The organism is Candidatus Nitrotoga sp. 1052 (assembly GCF_927312905.1).
Taxonomy (GTDB): domain Bacteria; phylum Pseudomonadota; class Gammaproteobacteria; order Burkholderiales; family Gallionellaceae; genus Nitrotoga.
On the sequence record NZ_CAKMHQ010000081.1, the window covers coordinates 1 to 6,609 of the forward strand.

At 52.3% G+C, this 6,609-nt stretch carries 9 protein-coding genes; 7 read left to right on the forward strand and 2 right to left on the reverse strand.

Annotated features, from left to right (window positions below; genetic code table 11):
• The 3 genes from MJ768_RS13880 to MJ768_RS15550 form a co-directional block, all read left to right on the forward strand.
• Positions 1 to 494: hypothetical protein (locus MJ768_RS13880; RefSeq protein WP_239292562.1), on the forward strand; the 494-nt coding region annotated here is incomplete at its 5' end.
• Between the two features lie 660 nt (positions 495 to 1,154).
• Positions 1,155 to 1,325, forward strand: coding sequence for a hypothetical protein (locus MJ768_RS15545; protein ID WP_445083006.1), 171 nt, complete (start codon positions 1,155 to 1,157; stop codon positions 1,323 to 1,325).
• A 33-nt stretch (positions 1,326 to 1,358) separates the two neighbouring features.
• Entirely contained in the window at positions 1,359 to 1,472 is a 114-nt protein-coding gene (locus tag MJ768_RS15550) for a PEP-CTERM sorting domain-containing protein (protein WP_445083007.1), read from the forward strand.
• A 64-nt stretch (positions 1,473 to 1,536) separates the two neighbouring features.
• On the opposite strand, the gene MJ768_RS13890 is transcribed toward MJ768_RS15550, so the two are convergent.
• Entirely contained in the window at positions 1,537 to 1,698 is a 162-nt protein-coding gene (locus MJ768_RS13890; protein WP_239292566.1) for a putative toxin-antitoxin system toxin component, PIN family, read from the reverse strand.
• 223 nt (positions 1,699 to 1,921) lie between these two features.
• On the opposite strand from MJ768_RS13890, the gene MJ768_RS13895 reads away from it, so the two are divergent.
• The 4 genes from MJ768_RS13895 (at position 1,922) to MJ768_RS13910 (ending at position 5,615) form a co-directional block, all read left to right on the forward strand.
• Positions 1,922 to 2,704, forward strand: a complete 783-nt coding sequence (locus tag MJ768_RS13895; RefSeq protein ID WP_239292568.1) for a hypothetical protein — start codon at positions 1,922 to 1,924, stop codon at positions 2,702 to 2,704.
• Positions 2,691 to 3,353: an RHS repeat-associated core domain-containing protein gene (locus tag MJ768_RS13900; protein ID WP_239292570.1), complete on the forward strand. Its 663-nt coding sequence runs from the start codon at positions 2,691 to 2,693 to the stop codon at positions 3,351 to 3,353. Before MJ768_RS13895 ends, MJ768_RS13900 begins: the two co-directional genes overlap by 14 nt.
• Before the next feature lie 649 nt (positions 3,354 to 4,002).
• On the forward strand, positions 4,003 to 4,239 hold the full coding sequence (locus MJ768_RS13905) for a hypothetical protein (protein ID WP_239292571.1): 237 nt from the start codon (positions 4,003 to 4,005) through the stop codon (positions 4,237 to 4,239).
• Entirely contained in the window at positions 4,236 to 5,615 is a 1,380-nt protein-coding gene (locus MJ768_RS13910) for a vanadium-dependent haloperoxidase (RefSeq protein WP_239292572.1), read from the forward strand. Before MJ768_RS13905 ends, MJ768_RS13910 begins: the two co-directional genes overlap by 4 nt.
• On the opposite strand, the gene MJ768_RS13915 is transcribed toward MJ768_RS13910, so the two are convergent.
• The gene (locus MJ768_RS13915) at positions 5,596 to 6,417 is read right to left on the reverse strand and encodes a hypothetical protein (protein ID WP_239292573.1); all 822 of its coding nucleotides are present in this window, start codon (positions 6,415 to 6,417) and stop codon (positions 5,596 to 5,598) included. The genes MJ768_RS13910 and MJ768_RS13915 overlap by 20 nt on opposite strands.
• Between the last annotated feature and the right edge of the window lie 192 nt (positions 6,418 to 6,609).

Below are 6,609 nucleotides of genomic sequence, written 5' to 3' on the forward strand. Positions count from 1 at the left end.
GGGTTAATTTTTATGGGTATGTGGGGGGGAATCCGGTTAGTTTTATTGATCCGTTTGGTTTAGACGCAACGGTGATTGCTACTCCCTTGCCTCATGGCGGTTTTTCATTCACTGCAACAGGCACAGGCCTTACCGGCAGTATTAACGGTACATTCAATACTGCAACGATTAACATTAATCCGATACAACCTGGTACCTATTCGGTATCACCAAGACCAGTACTTGAGGATACCTTTATCAACCGGCTATTCGGACGTAATGATCATGCTGGTCGTCCAACTATTTCGAATACAGATGACTGGAACACTATTAAGAACCCAGATGGATCGATAACACATGGTGCTCAAATCCACCCTGGTAAAGATGGCACAAATAGCGGGACTTCGTTAGGGTGTATGGTTACCGATCAGAAAACATACGACGCATTAAACCAACTTTTAATGAATAATTATAAAAATGGCGGAGCCAAACTAATAGTAAATCCTAAACAATGAGAAATCGATTAATATTTTTTGCTCTAATTGCAGCTAGTCTTTCGTTAATTTTGTCTAATTGGTCTTGGAGATGGATTTTTTTTAATGGATGGGCAGCCTCTGGTTATGCCAAAAACATACTCTCCGGCTCAACTGTTCAAGACGAAAAATTTCTCGACTATATTGTCTATACCTCAGGAGATTGTGTCGTATTTGCGGAGCATGATAAAGAGGAAAATCGTATGGCGTATTGCCCTAAAGGGGTACCATCAGATACCTCTCAAATTGGAACTCTGCAGCACGTTGTTGGCGCATGGTACAGAGCTCGGTAGATTCCGTCTCTAACGTCAAGCCCGGTTGGGCTGAATGAAATGAAGCCCAACATCACAGGTTGCGGATGAACAAACCCAATTAACAACGCCTCAATGGCTAGACCGTATTTCGTACCGAGCAAACAAAATAACACGGGGATAAAATGAAAAAATTTAACTTGATATCATTCACCGGCATCATTTTTGCCATGGGCATGGCGACCACGTTTGGCCAGGCATCCGCCGCGGTGATTTACCAGTCCGCCAGCCCCTGACCGGCCCCGGCGCGCTACCGGGTTTTAATCCCCTGGATCTGATCAGCAATGCGCTGGCGTCTGCGACCTTTGTGCCGGGTGACGGGAGCGGTGATGTGACTATCCCGTTTTCTATCACCCTGGGGCCGGGGAACTATGCGCTGGTGTTCGGCGCGGGCCTGCTCGGCACCAGCGGGTTTGGCTGGATGCCGGAGACCAACACGGATTTGCCGGGCGCAAGTTATTTCTTCGCTGGCGTTGACAGCAGTGGTGGCACGAGCAGTTAGAATGAGGGCGGCCCCACCAATACCCGCTTTTTTGTGACGGCAGATGCCTCTACCAACCTGATACCCGAGCCCGCCACGGCGCTGCTGGTATTGTTGGGCATTGGCATGACAGCCTGGAGCCGGCGAAATTGGGGTCATGCACAATAAATATAAAGCCACTCACCTCCGTTCCCCCGGAAGCGAGTGGCTTCTTTTTAGCTGCTATTGTATGTCAGCTGTTAATCATCTTCACCGCCTGATCCGGCGTCACAATGCGTATCTCCTGAAACTGTTTGAGCACCAGTAAATCCGCATCCCCCGACACAATGAAATCAGCCTGAGCGGCCAGCGCACAAGCCAGCACCGCATCATCATCCGGGTCGCGCGAAATCACGCGAAATCACGGGGTCAGCGCGAAATCACGGGGTCCGCGAAATCACGGGGTCGGGGTCCGCGAAATCAAGGGGTCAGTTCTAACATTCCAACATTTTAGAAAATTGCAACGCGGTAACCCGTGCTCCCGTAGGTTGGCGCTGTGCTTGCGAAGCTCAACATCACAGAATAAACACATGCGCCACCGACATGCCGATGCAGCAGGAGGCACATAGTTCTCCACTGTGAATCTGGCTGCAAAAACAAATAAACTCAAACCCGATTTAATCTGTCTGAGCCGCCGCATTGCACGCAATCTGGACAGCCTCGATACCACTGCCTATGGCTATGACAAGGCCGGGCGGGTGACCAGCATCAAGTTCAACAACGAAGCGCCGGTCGGCTACGAATGGGATGCTGCCAGCCGTCTGACTGTCAAAACCCTGTCCAATGGTGTGCGCATGGAATACCAATACGATGCCGCATCGCGCCTGCTCGGAAGCACCTATCGCAAACCTGACAACACGGTCATCAACAGCATAGCCTACGGCTACGACGCCAAAGGCCAGCGCACCAGCAAAACCACGACGCTGCCCAGCAACGACGAAGCCACCTACGATGCGGCTGACCGTATGCTGACCTTCACTCTCACGAGCAGCGGCGAAATCTTCAATTTGGCCTTTGACGATAACGGCAACCTGGTCAGCAAGATCAGCCAGACCACCGGGCAAGCGACCACCTACACCTGGAGTGCGCGTAACTGGCTGACGGCCATCACCGGGCCGGGCCTCACTGCCAGCTTTGCTTATGACGCGCTGGGACGGCGCATCGAAAAAACCGTCAATGGGCAGAGCGTTGGGTTTCTCTATGATGGTAGTCAGGTGATCGCCGAGCTGGCGGGCAATACGGTCAACGTCAAACTGTTGTCGGGAATTGCCGTGGATGAAATGCTGGCACGGTATACTGCGGCGGGCACGACATTATCTGACCGATGCGCTGGGCAGTGTGGTGGCGATGCTGAAGGATGACGCGAGTGTGCAGAATTATTATGCCTACAGCCTCTATGGCGAGACGACACCATCAACAAATGATGACGGCAATTCAAGCGAATATACCGGACGGGACAATGATTCGACGGGGGTTTATTATTATCGGGCGAGGTACTTTGATCCCATGCTGAAACGGTTTATTTCTGCTGACCCAATTGGAATTGCTGGCGGCTTGAATCTCTATGCATATGTCGGAGGGGATCCGCTGAGTTGGGTCGATCCTTTAGGCCTTCTTCACTACAATGCCCCGGCACCGCAAACTGTCCCTGTTACAGGAGCGACTGCGACCAAACTTCAATGTGTAGAAACATGTCTCCAAGTTGCCACAGATAATCCAAAACTGGATCTGTTGATTACAGGAGGCACTGAAAAAAAAGGGCATTCACGCAAAAGTCATCATAAGAAAAATGAAGCATGTGACATTGCCGGGCCGAAATTTAATGCAGTATCAAACGAGGATGTGAGGGAATGTGCTATTCAATGTGGTTTCGGTGCTGGTCAGTTTGAGATCTTCCCCGGTAAACCAAAAAGGAATCACTGGCATCTACAAATCACTCCTGGTAACGGGGTTCCTGCACTTAAAAGAACTACCCCTGCACTTCCAATCTTAATCCCTACAACTGCATAACGAAGTCCCTGCAATTCGCTGATAGGAGTACAACATAAAAATGCCTCTAACTGCTGTGAAGTGGATTGCGTGTATGCTCGCAATATTCTTGTTTCCCGCTTATGTCTTCGCCTCTGATAAGGCAAGTTCATCTTTCATGGAGTTAAAAAAAGCTTCCCCGGCGACGTTCATCTTAAAATCACCCGAAGTTCATCATCGTTCGAATTCTGCCCAGATAATACTTGTGACTTAATTGTTTCCCACAAGGCAATTTCAGATGCAGATATTTATGACCTTGGGTTTCTTTATTTACGATATTTCTCGGGCTACTTTGTCCGCGAAGATTGGCGAAAGAACGATGTCACCCAAACGATTACAGAAAATATCCTTGTTAGACATAAACACTCAATTTGCACGAAAAGTGATCGTCGTGAGATGGCTCGATGTGTTTTAGATCGTGCAAGGCGCAAGTTCGGGCTAATGATCTACACGGTGCGCTATGACGAAGGGAGGCGACATCTTGTTCGAAAGAAATTCCCTTAGCCCGGTAGGTTGGGCTGAATGAAATGAAGCCCAACATCACAGGTAACGGATGAACTGACGTGATTAACATCGCCTCGATGGCTAGACGTATTCCGGACCGAGTATACGAAATAACAGAGGAATATATATGAAAAAGTTTAACTTGATATCATTCACCGGAATCATTTTTACCATGGGCATGGCGACCGCGTTTGGCCAAGCATCCGCCGCGGTGATCTACCAGTCCGCCGGCTCCGGTCCGGCTGACTGCTCGGCAAGTGGCTCCAGTCTGGACAACACCCAGTTCCTTGGTGCCCGCTTCAGCCCGGGATCGACATCCGGTTTGATTTGCTCCACGGAATGCACAATGCAGGTTGAATCATGAGGCGCGAAATTTGCGCTGTTTTGATCGCGTTCATGCTCCTGCCTGCAGCGGTGGACGGGTGGGCGAATGCTGCAAATCTTTCTACTCAGACTGCCTGGCCGCAATGGCTGCCTGCGGAAGACAGGCAGGCCCAGCAGCAGTTGGGAAAGCTGGCCAGCAATACTAATCTAGCTATCGAATCGACCTTGCCCGCGCAGGATAAAGCGGCCAAAGGCGTTGCTTCATGGCAGGCGAACTGGACGCGGGAGCCGGCCAGTTTGGTGTGGAACGATTTTGCCCTGAAGCTGGTGGTGAAGTACCGGCTCAACCCCTTGCGGGCAAGCCGGACGCTGGCGCTGCTGCATGTGGCAAATTATGAAGCGGTGCGTCTGGCGACGCGCGAAAAATTGCCTAAACAGGCGCAGGCACTTGCGCTGCATTCTGCTGCTTCAGCCATGCTGGATTATCTGTTCCCGCTGGAATCACCGGGGCGATATCAAGCCTTGGGCCGAGCCGCTTATCTGGCCTATACAACTGACCCACGGAAGTTAAAGGGCTATGACCAAGCTTGGGGACTGGGCCAGCAGGCGGCTGTCAGTATGATCAGCCGCGCCCTGCTGGACGGGGCCAGTCTGACCTGGGATCCGGCTGACCAGCCGGCCATGGCACCTGGGCACTGGCGCCCCGCTCCACCGGTATTTGCCCGCTTCCCGGCTGCGCCTCTTGCAGCGCGCTGGCGCACCTGGCTGGAGGCGACGCGGGCACTGGGGGCGCCGCCACCAGTGCTGTATGACAGCCCGGCCTATTGGGAAGAAACGCAGGAGGTGCTGCGGGTGAGCAAGGAGCTGACGCCGGAGCAAAAGAAGATCGCGGATGACTGGAATTTGGATCAGGGATCCGTGACACCTTCTGGAGTGTGGAACCTGAAAGCTGCGAAGCTGATAGAGAAAAATCACCTTGACACGACTGTGGCTGCCCGCGTGTTTTCTGCCCTCAATGTGGCGATGGCGGATGCCATGATTGCCGCATGGCGGGTCAAGTATGAGTTCTGGACGCAACGCCCGGTGACGGCCATCCAGGATAAGTTCGACCCGAAATTCATGCCTTACCTGGTTACACCTTCATTCCCGGGTTATGTCTCGGCGCACGCAACGGTGTCCGGTGCCGCATCGGTGGTACTGACAGGGTTTTTCCCGGAAGCGGGCGACGAATTGCAAAAAGCCGCTGCGGAGGCAGCCTTGTCGCGTCTGTATGGTGGCATACATTTCTCCAGCGATAACAACCAGGGCTTGATCCTTGGGCGCAGAGTTGGCGAGATTGTGTTGCAACAGTTGCGGCAAGCCGGTGCGAGCAATTCACATAAGGCCGGTAAAAGGCCTAGAACGCAAGGTAACTAAACATTCCCTGCCCCGCAGTGCACTTGGGCCTGATCGCAATAATGGCCGGCCCGACCAGATCATCCGGGAACATCCAACTTGACTCGCTCACTTCGGCATTGGACAGCAACTTGCCAGTGTCCGCCTCATAAATCCAAATATTATGGGACTGGGCGCTCTTCGGGCCGGCCCACAGTAACTGTCTTTTGCCGCTTGTATTACTGATTCTGATATTGGAGTCGGTGCCGCATGCCGGCGCAGTATCGATGTCGAATTGGAATACGGTGGGTATGCCGTCTGACGTGCCACAAATAGGCGTAATTGTGGCACGCACATGAGCGCGGCTCTCGGTCAGCGCCTTTGCCGGGAGAAAACTGGTGGTTGATACTTGAACTTCGGCACTGAATACCTTCTCGCCTTCGGGTATCCGGCTATCCAGCTTGACCCTGTAGGCACTGGCGCCTGGTATTGGCTCCCAGGCGAGGTTCGGGCGACTGTCGCTGGTCTTGGGAGTGTGTGGCTCAATAACAATCACTGGGCTGCAAGCATTTGGTGTGGGTGCCGCTTCGACGGTATATGGAAGGAGGCAAACCAACACAATGGCAAGGATCGCGCGGCTGGGGTAACTCATAACGTCCATATGGCTGCCCGCATGGAGAGGACGAGTCCCGGCAAGAGGGCTGCACACTGGAGCTGATGCGTCGACCTTTAAGAAGATTGCAAGTTGGCAGAAAATATTTTTCCATCCCGCATGTTCGATCACAGCAGCATAAATCGCGCCCAATCTAGGAAGCAGGCTACGTTCCTGGTCTTTTGTACTCATCAATTCCCCTTGATTTGTTATCGCCACGACGCAGTTCGACAACCACGGGAGGCTGCCCCCCACTGCACCCCTTATGGTCCATAAGTTAGTAATATAGAAATTACCATTACAACTTGTTCATTGTAAACTTAAAAATAGGTTCATCCGACTTTCCTATGGGTAGCCTGAACCGGATACAGATCAAGACCGCCG